Annotated in this window: 14 protein-coding genes; 10 read left to right on the forward strand and 4 right to left on the reverse strand. The window is 58.6% G+C overall.

Annotation, left to right across the window (positions count from 1 at the left end; translation table 11 throughout):
* Positions 1-28 precede the first annotated feature (28 nt).
* From PM3016_RS04025 to PM3016_RS04040, 4 genes are all read left to right on the forward strand, one after another.
* The gene (locus PM3016_RS04025; RefSeq protein WP_014368511.1) at positions 29-1,561 is read left to right on the forward strand and encodes an extracellular solute-binding protein; all 1,533 of its coding nucleotides are present in this window, start codon (positions 29-31) and stop codon (positions 1,559-1,561) included.
* Positions 1,562-1,795: 234 nt separating this feature from the next.
* Positions 1,796-2,788 carry a bile acid:sodium symporter family protein gene (locus PM3016_RS04030; RefSeq protein ID WP_014368512.1) on the forward strand — a complete coding sequence of 331 codons (993 nt, stop codon included), beginning with the start codon at positions 1,796-1,798 and terminating at the stop codon, positions 2,786-2,788.
* 267 nt (positions 2,789-3,055) lie between these two features.
* On the forward strand, positions 3,056-3,832 hold the full coding sequence (locus PM3016_RS04035) for a hypothetical protein (protein WP_014368513.1): 777 nt from the start codon (positions 3,056-3,058) through the stop codon (positions 3,830-3,832).
* Between the two features lie 283 nt (positions 3,833-4,115).
* Positions 4,116-7,370: an S-layer homology domain-containing protein gene (locus PM3016_RS04040; protein ID WP_014368514.1), complete on the forward strand. Its 3,255-nt coding sequence runs from the start codon at positions 4,116-4,118 to the stop codon at positions 7,368-7,370.
* Between the two features lie 66 nt (positions 7,371-7,436).
* Here the strand turns inward: PM3016_RS04040 and PM3016_RS04045 are convergent, their stop codons facing one another.
* The 4 genes from PM3016_RS04045 to PM3016_RS04060 are packed head-to-tail and all read right to left on the reverse strand — an operon-like array spanning position 7,437 to position 11,639.
* A complete protein-coding gene (locus tag PM3016_RS04045) occupies positions 7,437-8,543 on the reverse strand; it encodes a GerAB/ArcD/ProY family transporter (protein WP_014368515.1) in 1,107 nt (368 codons plus the stop codon).
* 18 nt (positions 8,544-8,561) lie between these two features.
* Positions 8,562-8,804: a hypothetical protein gene (locus PM3016_RS04050; protein ID WP_013914630.1), complete on the reverse strand. Its 243-nt coding sequence runs from the start codon at positions 8,802-8,804 to the stop codon at positions 8,562-8,564.
* Between the two features lie 7 nt (positions 8,805-8,811).
* Positions 8,812-10,059, reverse strand: a complete 1,248-nt coding sequence (locus PM3016_RS04055; protein WP_014368516.1) for a Ger(x)C family spore germination protein — start codon at positions 10,057-10,059, stop codon at positions 8,812-8,814.
* On the reverse strand, positions 10,056-11,639 hold the full coding sequence (locus PM3016_RS04060) for a spore germination protein (protein ID WP_013914632.1): 1,584 nt from the start codon (positions 11,637-11,639) through the stop codon (positions 10,056-10,058). Before PM3016_RS04060 ends, PM3016_RS04055 begins: the two co-directional genes overlap by 4 nt.
* Positions 11,640-11,756: 117 nt before the next feature.
* On the opposite strand from PM3016_RS04060, the gene PM3016_RS04065 reads away from it, so the two are divergent.
* The 6 genes from PM3016_RS04065 to PM3016_RS04090 all read left to right on the forward strand — a co-directional run bounded on the left by PM3016_RS04065 (position 11,757) and on the right by PM3016_RS04090 (position 18,345).
* The gene (locus PM3016_RS04065) at positions 11,757-12,026 is read left to right on the forward strand and encodes a YciI family protein (protein ID WP_014368517.1); all 270 of its coding nucleotides are present in this window, start codon (positions 11,757-11,759) and stop codon (positions 12,024-12,026) included.
* 299 nt (positions 12,027-12,325) lie between these two features.
* A complete protein-coding gene (locus PM3016_RS04070) occupies positions 12,326-13,411 on the forward strand; it encodes a putative 2-aminoethylphosphonate ABC transporter substrate-binding protein (protein ID WP_014368518.1) in 1,086 nt (361 codons plus the stop codon).
* 17 nt (positions 13,412-13,428) lie between these two features.
* Entirely contained in the window at positions 13,429-14,493 is a 1,065-nt protein-coding gene (locus PM3016_RS04075) for an ABC transporter ATP-binding protein (protein WP_013914635.1), read from the forward strand.
* 41 nt (positions 14,494-14,534) lie between these two features.
* Positions 14,535-16,262: a putative 2-aminoethylphosphonate ABC transporter permease subunit gene (locus tag PM3016_RS04080; RefSeq protein ID WP_013914636.1), complete on the forward strand. Its 1,728-nt coding sequence runs from the start codon at positions 14,535-14,537 to the stop codon at positions 16,260-16,262.
* A gap of 77 nt (positions 16,263-16,339) precedes the next feature.
* A complete protein-coding gene (phnX, locus tag PM3016_RS04085; RefSeq protein ID WP_013914637.1) occupies positions 16,340-17,137 on the forward strand; it encodes a phosphonoacetaldehyde hydrolase in 798 nt (265 codons plus the stop codon).
* Positions 17,134-18,345, forward strand: a complete 1,212-nt coding sequence (locus tag PM3016_RS04090; RefSeq protein WP_014368519.1) for a 2-aminoethylphosphonate--pyruvate transaminase — start codon at positions 17,134-17,136, stop codon at positions 18,343-18,345. Before phnX ends, PM3016_RS04090 begins: the two co-directional genes overlap by 4 nt.
* The last annotated feature ends 36 nt before the right edge of the window (positions 18,346-18,381 follow it).

Raw genomic sequence — 18,381 nt, forward strand, 5'->3', positions numbered from 1 at the left:
TTTCTGATCATCTCAAGGAGGGGTTACGATGAAAAGAAAAAAGAAAAGCAAACGCTGGATCGCCGGGATGTGCGCCGCGGTGATGACTACAGGGGTCCTTGCAGGCTGCGGGGGAGAGTCCGGTGAGGCCACGCCTGAAGCAGCGGCAGGGGACGCGGGGAGCAGCGCACCGTTCCGCATCACGCTGGCAACCGCCCAGGTGGGGGATGTGCCGGCCGCGGACAACGAGGTCGAGAAGGCGATTGAGAGCTACACGAACACCCAGCTGGATATCCAATGGATCCCGAGCGCGGCCTACGACGAGAAGGTCAATGTCATGGTCGCGGCGGACGAGATGCCGATGATGCTGCGGGTGAAGTACGTCCCGACGACGATTTCCTCCATCCAGTCGGACCTGTTTTGGGAAGTGGGGCCGCTGCTGGGGGACTACAAGAACCTCTCTGCGCTGAACAAGCAGTATTATGAGAACATCTCGGTCGACGGCAAAATCTACGGCATCCCGCAGTTCCGCGATATTGCGCGCTCGGCAGTGATTTACCGGGAGGATTGGCTGAAAAAGCTTGGCATGAAGCCCCCGGTGACCGTGGATGAGTGGTATAATGTCCTTAAAGCCATGACCCTGAACGATCCGGACGGCAACGGCAAGAACGATACGTACGGCATGGTGCTCGGCAAAAAGTACAACGAAGGCGTCTCCGCCATGACGACCCGGATGGCCGTGGCGCTCGGCGCACCGAACAAGTGGGCGGTCGATTCTGCGGGCAAGTTCACCCCCGAATTCGTGACGCCGGAGTTCAACGAGATTCTGAAGCTGTTCCGCAAGCTCTTCGCCGAGAAGCTCATCAACCAGGACTTCGCGGCGTTCGAGGATGCCGATGCCGAGAAGATGTATGACTCGGGCCGCGTAGGCATCCGGATCGCAGTGGCCCAGAATGCGAAGAGCATGCAGGACCGGCTCTCGAAGACGGTGCCGGAAGGCATCTACGACGTCATGCCGCCGACCGGGCCGAAGGGCGTACGCGCCGCGGGGGAGAGCGGGAACAACGGCTTCTTCGTGTTCCCGAAGTCGAAGGTGAAGAATGAAGCGGAGTTGAAGAAGCTGCTCGCGTTCGCCGACAAGATGCTTGACGAGCCGATGGCCACGCTTCAGCTGCGCGGCGTCGAAGGCAAGCATTACACCAAGGTCGACGGGGGCAAAACGGAGTTCAAGGACTTCAGCGCCTTCCAGCGCGAAGTGAAGCCGTACCGTGACTCGCTCTTCAACGTCGAAGGCTTCAATGTCGCTCCGCTGAAGGACACGCCGCTCGGCGAGAAGGGCACGAAGATCCCGCCGGAGAACCTGAAGACGGCGGTGCTCAACCCGGCGCTCAACCTGACATCGGCCACGTACTCCGAACGCGGCAAAGAGCTCGAGCAGATGATGTACGACGCGCAGACGAAGTACATCATGGGCAAGATCGACGACGCCGGCCTGCTGGCGGAGATCGAGAAGTGGCGCAAGGCGGGCGGCGACCAGGTCGCGAAGGAATACGAGGCGGCTTATGCGAAGCTGAAGAAGTAAGGCGGCTGTAAGCCGGAGCCGGCCGGCGGGCGGATCCCATGGAGACAAGTGCCGTTTCGCGGCAGGGGCACAGGGAATAAGATGGCTGTGTACTAAGGCCCGAGAAGGCGAATGATTGAAACGTTTTAACAAATGAAGAGAAAAAGAATAACAAAAGGCCCAGACAGGCTCAGGGAGCTTCACGCACCCGGAGCCTGTCTTCCTGCATCAGATGCGGGATAGAAGGCCAACCGGATGGGAGAGGAACCTATGCTGCAGCGAATCAACAAGACGATGGAAACCTGGATGCCCCTGATTACCCCGAGCAGCGTATTGATCGGGATGCTCTGCGCGGCTTGGTTCTCCCCTTTTACGGCGTGGGTGCCGTGGATCTTCGCATTCATGACGTTCTCGGGGAGCCTCAGCCTGAACTTCGGGGATCTGAAACGGGTGCTGTCACACCCGATGCCGATCTTCGTGTTCCTGATTGTACTCCACGGCGTGATGCCGCTCATGGCCTGGGGCGTTGGCCACCTGGCATTCCCGGATGATCCCCTGACGGTCACGGGCCTCATCCTCCTGCTCTCCATCCCCACCGGGATCGTCAGCTTCATGTGGGTATCGATGTACAAGGGCCACATTGCGCTGACGCTGTCCATGATTCTGGTGGATACGATGCTGTCCCCGTTCCTGGTGCCCTTCACCTTGTCGCTCATGGTTGGCACGAAGGTGGAGATGGACGTATGGGGCATGATGGAAGGGCTCGCCTGGATGGTTGTGGTGCCTTCCCTGCTTGGCATGGCGCTGAACCAGTGGACCCGCGGTGCGGTCAAAACCAAGCTCGGGCCCAAGCTGGCACCTTTTTCCAAGATCGGCCTGGCTGTGGTTATCATGATCAATTCTTCGGTCATTGCCGGCTACTTGACCGGGTTCACGGCGGAGCTGCTGTTCTTGGCTGCAATCTGCGTGCTCGTCGTGGCGCTCGGTTATGGGATCGGGCGCGGGACGGCTTCCCTGTTCGGCTGGGACCGCAGCGTCGCCGTCACGATGACGTTCAACTGCGGCATGCGCAACATCTCGGCGGGCGCGGTGCTCGCCATCGCCTACTTCCCGCCGCCGGTGGCGCTTCCAGCGATCATCGGTATGGTGTTCCAGCAGATGATGGCTTCCCTGTTCGCTTACATGTTCTTCGGCCGGAAGGCGGCTGCGGGTACGGCCGGCGCCGCGGCAACCAAACATTCTGCTTAAAGGAATAGGGCTTCCTTCAAACCTTTTGAGAGGCAGCATTCTGAAGCTATTATATGAGAGTACGAAGGCGGGTTCCCGAGGGGGCCTGCTTTTTGTTTTGCTTGCAGTGTTCCTTTTTGGGGTCATGTACTTGAAGTGAAGGGTTTTAAGGAAACGCAAAGCGGGCGCTCAGGATGCATTCAGCTTGGGGCGGTAAGATGATCTTGTAAGCAGCAAGGACAACAACCTACTTAAAAAACAAAACCCAACTTACAGGAGGAATCACCCATGAAAAACTTCAACAAGAAAGTCATCGCCACTACACTCGGAACGGTATTCGCACTGGGCGCCATGGGCTCCGCTTTTGCAGCAGAAACGACAACAACGACAACAACCGACCAAGCCGTTGTTAAATCCATAACCTACAAGAAGGACCGCGGCGGAAAGAACCTCGAAGCCCTCGCAGCCGAGAAAGGCATTACGGTAGAGGAACTCCAAGCACAGCTGGAGCAGGAGCGCCAGGCGAAGCTGGAGGCTGAAGCAGCGGAGAAAGGAATCACCGTGGATGAGCTGAAAGCCCAGAAAGAACAGGAGCGTGCAGAGCGCGGCGGTAAGGGCGGCAAGAACTTGGAGGCACTTGCTGCCGAGAAGGGCATCACCGTAGACGAGCTGAAAGCGCAGCTGGAGCAGGAGCGCCAGGCGAAGCTTGAGGCTGAAGCAGCGGAGAAAGGCATCACCGTAGACGAACTCAAAGCACAAATGGAAGAAGGACGCGGACACAGAGGCGGCCATGGCCCGCTGGACCTTGAAGCGTTGGCTGCGGAGAAAGGCATTACGGTGGATGAGCTGAAGGCCCAAATGGAACAGGAGCGCGAAGCGAAGCTGGCGGAACGTGCAGCGGAGAAGGGCATCACGGTTGACGAGCTGAAAGCGCAAATGGAGCAGGAGCGTCAGGCGAAGCTGGAGCAGCGTGCAGCCGAGCTGGGCATCACGGTAGATGAGCTGGAAGCGCAGATGGAACAGAAGCGTGCAGAACGTCAGGCTCAGACTACAGCAACGAACTAAACATAAGCGCAGGTAGACCTCAGAGAGGGCGGTAAATCCGCCCTTTTTGTGCTGCTCTGCATGAATTCCGCCGCAGTGTTCAACCTATAGGAACGGAGGACGCCATCCGACCGGGTGACGGGGTGGAGGGAGGAGTGCGCCTTTTGTCAATAAATACAAGGAGCATTTCGCAAATCTTTCGGATGATCGCATGAAATTCTGGTAAAAGTAATAAAGAAATCTCCTGTCACATGTTTGCTCAGCAGAGATTCATCAATTCAGATGAAAAATGGAGGTTACCGACGTGAACATTTTACGTGACGAGCTTAAGAAAACTCGCGACGGGTACGTCATCACGATCTACCTGTCAGAGGACCGGGCCGAGTTCGCCAAAGAGCTTGGCGATAACCCGGAGCAGCAGCGTGAGCTTCAAAAAGACGTAGAAAGCTACGTCCGGAAGAAGTACCCGAACCTGAAAGTAACGACGGCGAAAGTCCTGCTCGGCGGACTTCTGATATCGACGATCCCGCTGGGCGGCCAAGCTCAAGCTGCTACGCCGACAGGTGGTCCGAAAGATATCGACAAGAGCTCCTCCTGGGCTCAAACGGCAATCTGGAACCTCGTCGACAAGAAGATTATCGAAGGCGATGAGCAGGGCAACTTCAACCCGCAGGGCACAATGACGCGCGACGCGTTCACGGCTATGCTAGTACGCGCCTTGGTTCCAGCCGACCAAATGGTCACGCCGGAAACACCAACGTTCAAGGATATCCCGAAAGACCACTGGGCTTATGCTTACGTAGAAACAGCGGTAGCGAAGGGCCTCGTCAACGGTACGACCGACACGACGTTCTCCCCTACAGACAACGTAACGCGTGAGCAGATGGCGACCATCTTCGTCCGTGCGCTGAATGTACCGGCTGATGAGCTCAAAGGTATGGGCGACAAGCTGACCTTCACGGATGCGGGATCGATTGCCGACTATGCGAAGGATGCAGTTGGCTACGCCGTATCTAAGGGATTGATGCAGGGTACGAGCGACACGACGTTCGACCCAGGGAAGAACGCTACTCGCGAGCAGGTGGCCGTGGTTATGGACCGCTACCTGACAGGCGGCGTAGTAACGCCTCCTACGGAGCAAACGGGCAAAGTATCCGTATCCGAAGCAAAAGCTACTGGCGTTCAGACGGTTACAGTAACCTTCAACCGCGACGTTACGGATGCCGAGAAGGCTACGCTGGCTCTGACGAAGGGCAATGTCGCAGTAGCAACAACGGCCAAGTGGTCCGACGACAAAAAGTCCGCCGTACTTACGCTGACCGACACCAGACTTTCCGCAGGTACTTACACAGTAACACTTGGCGGCCTGGCTGCAGATGCGGTTGAGAAGACGACGGCTGAGTTTACGGCTGAGAACGAGACGGTCTCGAAGATTGAGTTCGTGAATGCGAACGATACAATCGCGAAGGGCAGCAAAGTCCTGGTCAATATCAAAGCGTCGAACCAATACGGCGAGAATGCTTCCTTCTCTTCCGCTTCCTATACGGTATATTCAGACGATGCAGCCAATGCTCAATTGAAGAAGCTTGACAATGGCGAACTGCAGCTTTCCTTGGATACCAGCTCTGAGGACTTCAAATCCGGAATCTCTGTGGTTCCTGTAAACATTTATCATACAGATACCCGGGTTACGGCTACGAAGAACTTCAAAGTGGGTACGGATGCGTTCATCTCCAAGGTCGAGCTCGGTACCGTTAAATACAGCACCGGCGGAGACTCCATCTCTGGCAAGGGAGAAACCGCAACCGTCGATTTGCTGCAGTATGACCAATACGGCAACATCATGGACAAAGATTCGGTTAATGCAGAAGACATCAATATCACAGTAACACCTTACGAGGAAAACCTGAAGCATGAGATTGGTGACTTCAATAACGACGATGTTACGGACATCCGGTTCTCCTTGGCCAATAATGTTGACCGTACCGGCGATTTTACGTTCAATGTCTACAGTCAAGCAGGTACGGCTACAGGTACAGTCAAAGTTTCCTCTACTAAGCTGGCTACCAAAGTTGAGATTGGTGATATGAATAATGTTATCGCCGCAGGAGACGAGGATGCTTACATCCCGATCGTCGCCTATGATGCAGCGGGTAACAAGCTCAGCACCGAGGATCTTATTAGCGATGAGAATGCTGTCGGAGTTAATGGAGAGGACCCACAGATCACGTTCAGCGTAGCTGGTGCCACATCGCAAGGGATTCAGACGACAGGCGAACATAAAGGCATGCTGAAGCTGACGGATATCAATGACTCTTCTCAAGGAGTCGTTACGGTAACAGCCATGATTGCCACACCGAATGCTAACAGCGTGGCAACCAAATCGTATACGCTGCAGGATGCACGCACACCGGACACCATCAAGGTCAAAACGGATCTGGCCAAGAAAATCCTGCCTGGGGCGGAAGCCAAGTTCGAGTATGCCGTTTATGACCAATATGGTCAAGAACTCGATACAATCCAGCAGGTGGACAATAATGGTAATGTATCGGTCAACGGCTTCCTTTATCGGGTAGCGGTAGTAACATCTAATAACGGAGTAGAAGGATCTCTTCCAACCGGCTTTACACTTGAGAATGCTACCGCAACATATACAGGCGACCTTGATGCTTTCAATGATGAAAATAAACTCATTCTTGACAAAGCAACAGCTGTTCCGGGAGATATTGCCCGCGTGAAGGTTGTCCTCCAAAAAGCTACTGAGGCTGGAGCTGGTGTCGCTACCTTTACGGATATCGCCCACGTAACGCGCGATGTGGAAGTCGTAGCAGCTGATGCAGATCTCTCTTACTCGATCTCGCCAATGGGTGATCTGTATAATACCCTTGACAGTGACGCGGTTTCCGACACAGATGTAACTTATGCCGGAGGCACGTTAACAGTAGCGGAGCAAAAAGATCCTACACTTAGCAAACTGGCCAAAGAAATCGAGCTGGTTGCTACTGATGCAGCGGGTGATAAAGTTGCCCTGCCGGATTCCATTCAAGCCGTTTACACGGATAATCCGGCCATTGCCCGTGCGGGTGTGGCTGGTGACAACACGGCTTATGTCATCGGTAACCAAAAAGGTACGGCTAAAGTCAGCGTCTCCTTCTTGAATAACGAAGGCGAAACGGTAACGAAGAACTTCTCTGTTACGGTTAAGGACGATGCTCTCACAGCCACGAAGATTGAAGCCGGCGAAACCGAAGCAACCGTGGCTCAGGCGACTCCAGGAAATGCCTTTAACGTCATGAACCTAAAGATTACGGATAACTATGGGATCACCTATGAGAACGAAACAGGCGGCGACCAAGACGCATCCAAGTACAACTACCTGTTCGGTACTACGTTTGGCGTTACCAACGTGAAGAGCAATGGTGCGGACAACACTGTATCCGTTGACCAATACGGTAATCTCACGATTGGTGCTAACGTAACAGGCTTTGAACTCACAGCTACAACCGCTGCAGGCCTCACAACTACGACATCGGTTATCGTAACTCCCCCTGCACCATAAATAAGAAAATTGGATCAAAAGAGAAAGGCTGCCGTAACCGGCAGCCTTTCTCTTTTTCCATACTCACTACCTAAACTTCCTCCCCCGCACCTTCCCCGCCACCAGCAGCCCCGCTGGAAACAGAATGCACACCGTAAAGGCGTATAGCGGCCAGACCGAAGCGGTAAAATCATAATACTCAATGGTGTTCGGAGTAATGAGCTGGGCCAGAATGACCAGCAGCGTACCGAACGGCATCAGCAGAGGGCGATAGCTCTTCAGCCGGCTCAGCTTCGCTGTGGCTACAACGACAGCGAACATGGTCACGATCAGCTTGAAGTACATGGTGATCATCCACATGATCGTGATAATGATCTCCATCCGCTCGAGGAAGTTGCCGATGCGAATCTTTTTCGCCATGACATAGGTCGGGTAGATGCTGCGGGCTGTCACGTCAGGGCCCAGGGACATCAGCGACAGCACGATAACGAAGACCACGATAAATCCGCCGAGGGCGATGCTCAGCGTGAACTGCCGTACAGCTTTATCCGATGCACCGCTGACGTAAGGCAGAAGCATCAGGAGCGTGAACACTTCCATGAAAGGGATGGCCAGCATGGCATAGCTGCCCTTGAGTACCGGTTCCCAGCCGTGGGCCATCACAGGCTCCACATTGACGGCTTTGAACTCCGGCAGCAGGAAGAGCGTCAGCAGGCCGAAGAGGCCGAAGACCCAGGGAAACAGGATCTCGCCGCTCCGGACGACAGGTTCAAGCCCCAGGTTCAAGCCGTAGAGCACCACGATCACAATAATGATATAGAACGCTTGTACCGGCGTTTCGGGCATCACTTGTGTGGTCATGAAGTCGCTGAGTTCCCGGAGGAGGCTGGCCGAGAGGAGAATCCAGAACGGCAGCAGGACCAGAAGCGCGGCACCGCGCCCGAGCATTCGTCCTAGAGCCGTCTCGCACATTTCAATGACCCCCATGCCGGGGAAGGTTCTGGCCAAAGCCCGGTAAAGCAGAAGGAATCCGAGCCCGCCGCCCCAAGCGAGCAGGGCGGAGACCCAGGCATCCCCCTGGGCGCGGTCAGCGAGAATGGAAGGGACGATGAGGATCGGATCGCCGATCGTATACAGGATTCCGATGATCAGGAGCTGCCGGTCAGCTATTTTACCCGTCTCGATCTGCTGCATGCGCTGCACTTCCCTTCCTCATGATGAAATTCGGGCCCCCGGGAAAATCGCCTCGTAGACGGGCCGGTACATGGCATTGAGCCACTCGAAGGGGCTGGGCAGCTCGACCCGCACTGCCCACAGCACATGCAGCAGGACGCCTGCACCGAGCACAAGAAAGGAGAGCACGAGCTCCCTCAGCATGCGCCGCTTCCAAAGATACAGGCCGTGGCCCAGGAAGGCGGCGGCAGCATACAGCAGGATCGCAGACATAACCCACATGCGGCATCTACTCCTTGATTTCCTCGATAAAAGATTGGGACGTGGTCCCCGTACGGCGAAGCCTGGTCTCGACCCGGATTTCGTAAGGGATCTCGGGGTACATCTCCGGCCACTGTCCCTGCACCTTGCTCCAGAGCTCCGGCTGCTTGCGCCGGACCGTATCGCCGAATCCGAAGACGTCACTCTTGAATTTGGTCTGGGAGGCCCTTAGGGCCGCTTCGACCAACGACCGGATCTTGCCGTTGATGGACTGCTCCAGTTCCCCGATCACCTTCGTTTTGTGCAGATCGATTGAGCATTCCACATCGGACACGTTGGCTTCCGATTCGATTTCAATGACAATCAGGGGCTTATCCCCTTCCTTGCGCACCTTCATCTCGGTTTGAGAACGGATAATCTCGGAGCCCAGTTTACCTGTGCCCCCGGGACAGGAGGTGCCAATGACCGTGCTCTTGATCTTGTTCAGAATGAAATTCGCCCCCGTCCCTTCCTGCTCGTTCATCCAGCCCAGCATTTTGTCTTTCTTGAATACCGCCAGTCCCTTCAGGTCAAGTCTTGCGGGCGCATCAATCTGTTCCACGTTCGATTTCTTCGAGCCCACCTTGGGGCTCCCGAGAATGCCGATGCCTGGCACCAGCGGCGATATACCGGCATGCACCAGTCGGCCGATCAGGTCCTCGAGATTCGTGCCGAGCACCGGTCCCCAGTTCTCTTCGGCGACTTTGACCGAATTGAACATTTTGTTGGCGGGGATCTTCTCGATCGTGGTCATCGTATTGAGAACATCGCGGGCCGAGCCGCGGGCAATGAGGATATAGAAATCGCGGCGCAATTCATGATCCCTCGACAAAAAATCGATGATATTGCGGATCCCCTTGCGGGCCAGCTTCTCGCTGATCACGACAATGCGCAGATGGGACAAATAAATCTTCCGCGGCGACTTCGTCGTAATCGACCGGATGGCCTGGAATACCGTCTCCTCGTTAGCATCGTAGAGGGTGACAGGGGCTCTTCCGGCCGTAGAGCCGCCGCTCTTGTTCGTAATCTCGCCGGGATCGATGATCTGGATGGAGACGGTCACGCCTTTTTCTCCTACATCGAATCCCATCGATGAAGCGATAGCCAGCTCGTTGAGCTCCCGGCGGTTCCAGCACCCCGTCGTGAGCAGGGAGATGGCCAGCACCCCCGCGAGGGTGCAGGGCCAGGAGCGGCGGAGGCCTCGGAATGGATGTCCTGACCGCTTGGGCCTCTTCATGAAGGATCCCCCCCTCCGTTTTTTTGCCGGGCCTTATTCCGGCTGAAGAATTTGGGTCGCGTGCTCATGCGCTTCCAGCTCAGCCGGCCCAGGAAGGAGTCCTTGATGTCTCCCGGAATCATTGGGGCGTAAGGAGCCATATACGGCACGCCGAAGGAATAGAGAGAGCACAGATGCTGGATCAGGAAGATGACCCCGAAGAGAATACCGAACAGCCCAAAGCCTGCCGCCAGTGCCATGAATACAAACCGCAGCATTCGAACCGATATTGCCATGCTGTAGTGGGGAATGACAAAGTTGGTGATGGCCGTAAGCGAAACGACGATGACCATGGCGGGTGAGACGAGCCCCGCTTGAATGGCGGCCTGCCCGAGGACAAGCGCACCGACGATGGACATGGCCTGTCCGACCATGCGGGGCATGCGGACGCCGGCTTCGCGCAGAATCTCGAAGATGACTTCCATAATGAGCGCCTCGATGAAAGCCGGGAAGGGGATGCCTTCTCTTGAAGAGGCCAGGCCGATGAGCAGCTCCGTCGGAAGCATCTCCTGGTGAAACGTCGTGATGGCGATATAAGCCGATGGGCCGATCAGGGCGATGAAAAAGCACACCAGGCGAAGGTAGCGGATGCCGGTAGAGATATCCGCCCGTTCATAATAGTCCTCCGCTGACATGTAGAACTCATTGAAGAGGCACGGGACAAGCAGGACGAACGGCGTCCCGTCCACGATGATGGCAACCCGGCCTTCCAGCAGTCCGGCCGCCGCTACGTCAGGCCGCTCCGTATTGGCCATGGTGGGAAAAGGCGTAAGCGCCTCATCCTGAATGAGCTCTTCGATGTAGCCGCTCTCCAGGATGGCATCGATATCGATGCTGCGGAGCCTGCGCCGCACCTCCTGGATCACGCGCTCTTCGGCGATGCCTTCGATGAACATGATCCCTATATCCGTTTTGCTGACCCGCCCGATCTTCATCATCTCAAGCCGCAGCTTCGTGTCCTTGATCCGGCGGCGGATGAGCATCGTATTGGAACGGAGTGTCTCGGTGAAGCCGTCCCGCGGGCCGCGGATGACGGTCTCGGTCTGGGGCTCGGGAATCCCGCGGTCTTTCCACCCGCGGGTGCCCACAATGAAGGCTTGAGGATAACCGTCCACGAAGAGCGCAGTGTCCCCCGACAGGACCGCATCGCACACTTCATAGAGCGTATGGGCTTCACGCATTTCCGATACCGTCAGCAGCGTCTGGCGCAGGAACGCGGGAAGTTCACCGGGGGCTAAGGGAGCCTCACCGCTCCGGAATTCCCGTACGTCGAGCATCAGGGCGCGCATCATGACCTGCTGGACGATGGCCTTGTCCGCGAGGCCGTCCGAGTGCACGATGCCGGCCGGCACCCCGCCGGCCGCCCCGATCTGGAAATCCCGGACGAGGATATCCGGTGAGGAGCCGAATTCCTTGCCGATCCGCAGCAGGTTCTCCTGCAGGCGGGAGGAGAGCATGGGGCCGGTAGGCGGAGCCGGCGCAGGTTTTTGGCTTGGCAGGGGGGGCAGAGCGATCTCCAGCAGCCGGCGCAGGAAGCCCATGCTGTTCCTCCTTTATCCAGGGAATAAGAATAGTAGTAAGTTATCCCAAATCTTGTGTTTCTATGAAGGGTCGGGCGATAATGGGGAGGAAGTGAAGCGGAAGAGGAGAGTGGACGAATGGGGTACTATGTGGTGATGCTGCCGATGCTCGACGAAGAGAAGAGCAGGGTATACCGGCCGGAGCATCTGGCCTATCTGGAAGAGCAGCGCGGGAAGGGCCGGATCTTTGCCAACGGACGCTTCCCGGACGGATCGGGCGGCATGGTCATCTACAAGGCGGACAATCTGGAGCAGGCGCAGCAGTGGGCCGCAGAGGATCCGTACGTGCTCCATGGCGCACGCCGCGCGGAAGTGCGGGAGTGGGAGATGGTGCCGGGAGCGCTGTAAGGCGTCCATAGAGCAGCTCTGCGGATAAGCGAATGCAAGCAAGAGCAGTAGGAATCACACGAAGGAACAGCAGCAGGAATAACAAGCAAGCCGGGAAACAGCCTTACTCACGGGCCTGAACTGTGGGGAAGGTTGTTTTTTTGATGTTCATAGAACCAAGATAATCCAACAAAAAACAAATAAACACACAATCTTAAAATGGAGTTAACACAGATTTTACACAAGATTTTTATAGTGAAGAAAGCAAATCAAATGCAAATCAAAAACAACCTAACCCACGGAAAAGGGGAATTTCATTTATGAATGCATGGAGAAAGTGGTTAACCGCCTCGCTGATACTGAGTACCCTGACGATCGGCTGCGGTGTGAAGGAAGAGCATTCTCCGCAGGCCGCGGGAGCTTCCAAGCCGGAGACCCAGATTACGAAGAACGGTGAGATCACCGTCTATACGGCGCTCGAAGACGATCTGATCCAATCCTACCTCACCTCCTTCAAAGCGAAGTATCCGCAGACCAAGGTGAATATCGTGCGCGATTCGACGGGCGTCATTACGGCCAAGCTGCTCGCCGAGAAGGAGAATCCCGTGGCGGACGTCGTGTGGGGCACGGCGGCGACGAGCCTGCTTGTCCTGGATCAGGCCGGGCTGCTGGAAGGGTACTCCCCGCAGGGTGTCGAGCGGATTCTCCCCGAGTTCAAGGATGCCGGCCGGCCGGAGAAGTGGGTGGGCATCGACGCCTGGGAAACGGCGTTCGTCGTCAATACGAAGGAGCTCGAGAAGAAGAATCTCCCCGTCCCGCGGAGCTACGAGGACCTGCTGAAGCCGGAGTACCAAGGCATGATCGTGATGCCGCATCCGGCTTCCTCCGGTACAGGCTATCTGGATGTGGCGGGCTGGCTGCAGCTGATGGGAACGGACAAGGCGTGGAGCTACATGGACAAGCTTCACCAGAATATTGCGATCTACACGCATTCCGGGTCGAAGCCCGCCAAGATGGCGGCTGCAGGGGAATACGCGATCGGGATCTCCTTCGGCTACCGGGGGATTCAGGAGAAGAAGAAGGGGGCGCCGCTCGAGGTCGTCTTCCCGGCGGAAGGCTCGGGCTGGGATGTCGAGGCCAATGCGCTCGTGAAGAAGAAGGACATCAAGCCGGAGAGCAAGCTCTTCCTTGACTGGGCGATCTCCGAGGAAGCGATGAAAGAGTACAACAAGAACTATGCGATTCTGGCGGTCAAAAACGAGGGCGGTGCCATTCCGGAGGGTTACACGAAGAACCCGTTAGAACAGCTCATCAAGTATGACTTGAACCGTTCGGCGAAGGAGCGGGAGAGCATTCTCGCCGAGTGGGAGAAGCGGTACAGCACCAAGGCCGAGGCCAAAAAGTAGAAGAGGAAGTGAGAGCGGTGTCTTCACCCCCCTATGTATCCGTAAGAGGAGTAACCAAGTCGTTCGGGTCCCATCAGGCGCTCGGCGGGGTAAGTCTGGACGTGGACCGGGGAGAGTTCGTTTGTCTTCTCGGCCCGAGCGGCTGCGGCAAAACGACCCTGCTGCGCATCCTGGCCGGATTGGAAGCGCCGGACCGCGGCGGTGTATGGCTTCAGGACCGCGAAGTGACCGGACTCCCGCCGGGGGAGCGCGGCATCGGCATGGTGTTCCAGTCGTATGCCCTGTTCCCCAACCTGAGCGCCGCGGAGAATATCGCTTACGGCCTCAAGGGGCGGGTGCCGAAGAAGGATATCGCCGAGCGGGTGCGAGAGGCCCTGGAGCTCATCGGCCTGCCTTCGGCCGCCAGCCGCTATCCGTCCGAGCTCTCCGGCGGCCAGCAGCAGCGGGTGGCCCTGGCCCGGGCGGTGGTCACCCGGCCGCAGCTGCTGCTGCTCGACGAGCCGCTGTCCGCGCTCGACGCGAAGGTGCGGCAGAAGCTGCGGCTGGAGCTGCGCTCCCTGCAGGAGGAGCTCGGCCTCACGACGATCATGGTCACCCATGATCAGGAGGAAGCGCTGACGATGGCCGACCGGATCATCCTCATGAACGAGGCGCGGATCGTCCAGGCGGGCACGCCGCAGGAAGTGTACGAACGCCCGGCTTCGCCGTTCGCGGCCGATTTCATCGGCGCCGTCAATTTCTTCCCCGCGGGCCGGTTCCGGGGGGGCCCTGACCGAGAGGAACTGCTGGCCATCCGGCCGGAGCACATCCGCATCGTGGGTCCCGGCGAGCGGACAGAAACGGCGCCTATCCGGTGCCGGGTACGCCATGTGGAGTTCCGCGGCCCGTTCTACCGGGCGGCCGTCCAGCCTTTGGATGATGCCTATGCTTCCACAGAGGGCCTCATTACAGTGGATATCCCGGCTCCGCAGGCAGACCTCTTGCGCCTCGCCAAGGACAGTCTCCTGAGTGTGCATCTTCCTCAGGAGCGGCTGATCGCATTCGACGGGAGGGCGCCCTTGCCCGGCTCCAACGCTTCTTGATGCATCGCCCGAAGCCTGAATTCACGAAGGAGAGTTACGTTATGCAGACCGTAAGGCCGGCCCGCCGGCTTTCCCTTTTCTCCCGCCGCACCTTCCTGAATCCCACCCGGCTGTGGATGCTGTTCCTGCTCGCGCTGCTCGGCGTAAGCCTGGTGCTTCCGCTGTATGAGCTGTTCCGCCAGGCTTTCCTGGGGCCTCAAGGGGAGTTCGCAGGGCTGACGCACTTTGCCAGGTTCCTGGAGTCTCCGGCCCTGATGCAGTCCATCGGCAACACGCTGCTGGTGGCGGGCTGCACGACGGTGGTCTCCGTAGTGCTGGCTTTCGGCTTCGCTTTTGCCGTGACCCGGACCGACCTGCGGGGCAGGGGCTTCTACCGGGCACTCGTGCTCCTGCCCCTCTTCGCACCGACGATGATGCACGGTATCGGACTGGTCTATCTGCTGGGCAACCAGGGACTGATCACGACCGGCTTGTTCGGCCTGCTTCCGTGGGCGCCCAAGGTAGAGCTGTACGGTCCGCTCGGGATCATCCTGGCGGAGATCGTCTACACCTTCCCTCAGGCGTACCTGATTCTGGCCGCAGCCCTGGGCTCCAGCGACCAGCGATTGTATGAGGCGGCTTCGGTCATGGGGGCGGGACCGCTGCGCCGGTTCTTCACCCTGACGCTGCCCAGCGCTAAGCTCGGGCTGCTCTCCGCCGCTTTCGTCTGCTTCACGATGAGCTTCACCGACTTCGGGGCGCCGAAGATTGTCGGCGGCCAGTATGCCGTGCTTGCTACGGACATCTACAAGCAGGTTATCGGTCAGCAGAATATAGCCATGGGAGCGGTGGTCGGCCTGCTGCTCACCATTCCTTCCGTGCTGGCGTTCATCGTGGACCGTCTTATCGCCCGGAAGCAGCAGGCGTTCGTCAGCGCCAGATCGGTGGCCTACCGGCCTGCTCCGAACCGGCTGCGCAATCTCTTATGCCACCTCTACTGCGCCGGTGTGTGCGGTGCGATTCTGCTTCTCATGGGGGCGGTCGTGCTCGCTTCGCTGGTCAAGGTATGGCCGTACAACCTGAGCTTGTCCCTGCAGCATTACGACTTCTCGCAGGTGGCGGGGGAGGGTCTGGGACCGTATTGGACGAGCCTGAAGATCGCGCTCTGGACCGCCCTTGCCGGAACGGTGGTTACCTACTTCTTCGCTTATCTTCAGGAGAAGACGAGAGGAATGCACCTGCTCCGCAGCGGGGCTTACTTCCTGTCGATTCTGCCGATGGCGCTGCCTGGCATGGTGATCGGCCTTGGGTTCATCTTCTTCTTCAACCGGCCCGAGAACCCGCTTCATGTGATGTATGGAACGGCGGCGATCCTGGTGCTGGCGAATGTCGTTCATTTTTTCTCGGTCCCATTCCTGACGGCACTTGAGGCACTGAAGAAGCTCGACAAAGACTTCGAGCATGTCTCCGAGTCGATGAATGTTCCGTTCTACCGCACCCTGTGGAGGGTGACGCTGCCGATGACGCTGCCGGCCCTGCTGGAGATGGCGCTCTATTATTTCGTCAATGCGATGGTGACGGTATCCGCGGTGGTCTTCCTCTATACGGCGGAGCTCAAGCCCGCATCGGTAGCGGTGGTGAACATGGACGATGCGGGAGACGTCGCCCCGGCGGCAGCCATGTCGGTGCTCATCCTTCTGACGAACGCCGGGGTTCGTCTGCTGTACGAGACGGCCGGGGTCAGGTGGCTCCGCCGGCGGCAGGCTTGGCTGAAGCGGGACAGAGCGTGAGAAGAAGCTTGGAATAGAAGCTTGGAACTGAAAAACTGAAACATGACATACCAATTCGAAAGGCAGGAGTGGGAACGATGGTACAGGCAGTGATTTTGGATTGGGCCGGAACGACGGTCGATTACGGGAGCTTTGCTCCGGTCAAGGCATTCATGGACACGTTCGCTGAAGAGGGGGTCGAAGTGACGGCGGAGGAAGTGCGTAAACCTATGGGGCGGCTCAAAATCGACCATCTGCGTGCGATCTGTGCCCTGGACCGGGTGGCCGCACGATGGCGTGAGGTGCATGGTGCCGAGCCCGGGGAGGCGGACGTGCAGCGGATGTATGCGGCGTTCGAAGAGAGGCTGCTCGGGATTCTCCCGCAGTATGCGGAGCCCGTACCGGGAGCCGTCGCTCTCGCGGAGAGGCTGAGGGAGCGCGGAATCCGCATCGGCTCCACGACAGGCTATACAGCGGAGATGATGGACATTGTGGCGCCGGAGGCGCAAAAACGGGGCTATGCCCCCGACGTGCTCGTTACCCCGTCGGAGGTGGCGGCCGGCCGGCCGGCTCCGTGGATGATCTACCGCAACGCCGAGAAGCTGGGTGTGCAGGAAATGCACGGAATGGTGAAGTGCGGCGACACCTTCAGCGATATTGAAGAAGGCCGCAGGGCCGGGGTGTGGACGGCCGCCGTGCTGCTCGGCAGCAGCGAGCTCGGGCTGACGCAGCCGGAAGTGCTGGCGGAAGATCCTGCAGCGCTCGCCGGGCGGATGGAGAGGCTGGCGGAGGCCTACCGCGAGGCCGGGGCACATTATGTGATCGACACGATCGGAGACCTGGACGCTGTCGTCACGGACATCTCTGCGCGGCTGGCCCGCGGGGAGCGCCCATGATGCGCGCCGGGAACCCGGGGGACGCCGTGCGGCTCCCGGGAGGGGAAGCCGATCTGCCGGAGGCGCCGTACCTGCTGCTGACACCGGGGCCGCTGACGACGACGAAGACGGTCAAGGCGTCGATGCTCCGCGACTGGTGCACGTGGGACCGCGACTACAACGGGCTCGTCCAGTCGGTGCGTGAGCGGCTGGTGGAGCTGGCGGCACCGGGCGGTGCCCGCGAGTTCACCGCGGTCCTCATGCAGGGCAGCGGCACGTTCGCGGTCGAGAGCGCCGTGGGCACCTTCCTGCCGCGGGAGGGCGGCAAGCTGGCCGTGCTCTGCAATGGGGCCTACGGCGAACGGATTGCGCGCATCGCAGAGGTGCTGGGCATCGAGCTCGCGCTGCTCCGCAGCGAAGAGACCGAGCCGGCCGATGCCGAAGCGCTGGCCCGGCTGCTCGAAGCCGACCCGGCCATCACGCACGTGGCCGCGGTGCACTGCGAGACGACGACGGGGATGCTCAATCCCGTCCGGGACATTGCAGCGGCGGCCAAACGGTACGGCCGGACGGTGATCATCGACGCGATGAGCTCCTTCGGCGGCATTCCGCTCGATATGCGGGAGCTCGGTATCGATGTGCTGGTCTCCTCCAGCAACAAGTGCATCCAGGGCGTCCCCGGCTTCGGGTTCGTCATCGCGCGCCGCGGGCTGCTGGCCGGCTGCCGGGGGCACGCCCGCTCCCACGCGCTCGATCTCTTCGACCAGTGGGAGACGATGGAGCGGCACGGGGGCAAGTGGCGCTTCACCTCGCCGACGCATGTGGTCCGCGCGTTCGACCAGGCGCTGCAGGAGCTGGAAGCGGAGGGCGGTCCGGCCGCGCGTCACGCCCGGTACCTCGAGAGCCACCGCACGCTGGTGGATGGAATGGAAGCGCTGGGCTTCCTTCCCCTGCTGCCGGAGGCGCTGCGGTCGCCGTTCATTACCACATTCCGTTACCCGGCATCGGATGGGTTTGATTTTGACGAGTGGTATCTGCGGCTGAAGGCAGCCGGCTTTGTAATCTATCCGGGGAAGCTGTCCTCGGCGGACACGTTCCGCATCGGAACGATCGGCGAGGTGTACCCGGAGGATATGAGGCGGCTGACGGAGGCGGTGAAGAGGAGCCGGTTCTGGCTGGAGGCAGGGGCTTCGGAGGAAGATGTGCCGGAGCATTCACCCGTACGGTAACGATACCGGCCGATCCTGTCCTACAACTATAAAGGA

Source organism: Paenibacillus mucilaginosus 3016, assembly GCF_000250655.1.
Taxonomy (GTDB): domain Bacteria; phylum Bacillota; class Bacilli; order Paenibacillales; family NBRC-103111; genus Paenibacillus_G; species Paenibacillus_G mucilaginosus.

What these genes read in the sequence shown, in the direction of transcription:
- PM3016_RS04065 (WP_014368517.1), top strand. Translation starts at nt 11,757, where the DNA reads ATGGGGTACTATGTGGTGATGCTGCCGATGCTCGACGAAGAGAAGAGC.
- PM3016_RS04090 (WP_014368519.1), top strand. Translation starts at nt 17,134, where the DNA reads ATGATGCGCGCCGGGAACCCGGGGGACGCCGTGCGGCTCCCGGGAGGG.
- PM3016_RS04035 (WP_014368513.1), top strand. Translation starts at nt 3,056, where the DNA reads ATGAAAAACTTCAACAAGAAAGTCATCGCCACTACACTCGGAACGGTA.
- PM3016_RS04055 (WP_014368516.1), bottom strand. Translation starts at nt 10,059, where the DNA reads ATGAAGAGGCCCAAGCGGTCAGGACATCCATTCCGAGGCCTCCGCCGC.
- PM3016_RS04070 (WP_014368518.1), top strand. Translation starts at nt 12,326, where the DNA reads ATGAATGCATGGAGAAAGTGGTTAACCGCCTCGCTGATACTGAGTACC.
- PM3016_RS04030 (WP_014368512.1), top strand. Translation starts at nt 1,796, where the DNA reads ATGGGAGAGGAACCTATGCTGCAGCGAATCAACAAGACGATGGAAACC.
- PM3016_RS04045 (WP_014368515.1), bottom strand. Translation starts at nt 8,543, where the DNA reads ATGCAGCAGATCGAGACGGGTAAAATAGCTGACCGGCAGCTCCTGATC.
- phnX (WP_013914637.1), top strand. Translation starts at nt 16,340, where the DNA reads ATGGTACAGGCAGTGATTTTGGATTGGGCCGGAACGACGGTCGATTAC.
- PM3016_RS04080 (WP_013914636.1), top strand. Translation starts at nt 14,535, where the DNA reads ATGCAGACCGTAAGGCCGGCCCGCCGGCTTTCCCTTTTCTCCCGCCGC.
- PM3016_RS04050 (WP_013914630.1), bottom strand. Translation starts at nt 8,804, where the DNA reads ATGTGGGTTATGTCTGCGATCCTGCTGTATGCTGCCGCCGCCTTCCTG.
- PM3016_RS04060 (WP_013914632.1), bottom strand. Translation starts at nt 11,639, where the DNA reads ATGGGCTTCCTGCGCCGGCTGCTGGAGATCGCTCTGCCCCCCCTGCCA.
- PM3016_RS04025 (WP_014368511.1), top strand. Translation starts at nt 29, where the DNA reads ATGAAAAGAAAAAAGAAAAGCAAACGCTGGATCGCCGGGATGTGCGCC.